At 73.0% G+C, this 981-nt stretch carries 1 protein-coding gene; it reads right to left on the bottom strand.

The annotated features are described in order from the left end of the window. A partial coding sequence (locus tag ND748_RS32745) for a phosphatase PAP2 family protein (protein ID WP_251750125.1) occupies window positions 1–956 on the bottom strand: 956 nt, incomplete at its 3' end. Between the last annotated feature and the right edge of the window lie 25 nt (window positions 957–981).

The raw sequence follows: 981 nt of genomic DNA, 5'->3' as shown, positions 1-981 counted from the left end.
ACCGTGACGAGGGCGGGGACGGCGTCGGGGCGTTCCCCGGTCTCGGCGCCGCGGCGGTCGCGGATCCGCTCGCGCAGCCGGCGCAGCCCGCGGGTCAGCGCCCGGCCGACCAGTTCGGCCAGCACCAGCAGGACGACCGCGACGATGCCGTCGGCCCAGAAGTGGTTCGCGGTGACGACGACGACCAGCGTCGTCACGATCGGATGCAGGACGATCAGCCACCGCCAGCGGCTCGGGCTGATCCGAATGACCTCGTAGGCGATGAGGAACGCCCAGCCCACGTGCACCGAGGGCAGCGCCGAGAGCTGGGCGGCGACCCCGCTGCCGAACTCGCCGTACACCGACTGGCCGAGCAGCACCGCCTCGTCGACGAAACCGACCGACGTCAGCATCCGCGGCGGCGCCACCGGCAGGAACATGTGGAACAGCAGCGACGAGCCGGTGAACAGCACGATCGTCGTGCGCACCGACGGGTAGGCGCGGCGGTGGCGGGCGAACACCCACACCAGGAACAGGTTCATCGCCGGGAAGTGCACCCAGGAGTAGAAGTCGTTCGCCGCCCGCAGCAGGGTTTCGTGGCGCAGCATGAACCGTTCGAGGGTGACCTCGCTCGGCAGGTGCAGCCACTGCTCGGCCCGCCAGATCCATTCGGCGCGTTCGATGCCGCCGGCGACCCGGGTCACCCCGAGGATGCGGGCGATCTGCCAGAGCGTGAACAGGCCGAGGATGATCCCGGCCTCCCGGGACGCGGCGGCGACCAGCTCGACGCCGCGCCGCGGCCACCAGCGGTGCACCACCCGGGCCACCACGGCCAGCGCCAGCAGCGCCCCGGCCCCGACCGCGGCCTGTTGCCACAGCGGCATCGGCGCTCCCGTCTGCGTCTCGACCTGGTGGTGGGGGGGGGGGGGGGGGGGGGGGGGGGGGGGGGGCGGGGGGGCGGGCGGGGCGTCCTCCATACAGCACACACCACACACCAATAAC

Origin of the sequence: Frankia sp. AiPs1, from assembly GCF_023716945.1 — a bacterium.
Classification (GTDB): domain Bacteria; phylum Actinomycetota; class Actinomycetes; order Frankiales; family Frankiaceae; genus Frankia.
Note: the sequence above shows the minus strand (reverse complement) of the source record. Positions and strands in the feature narration are given on the sequence as shown.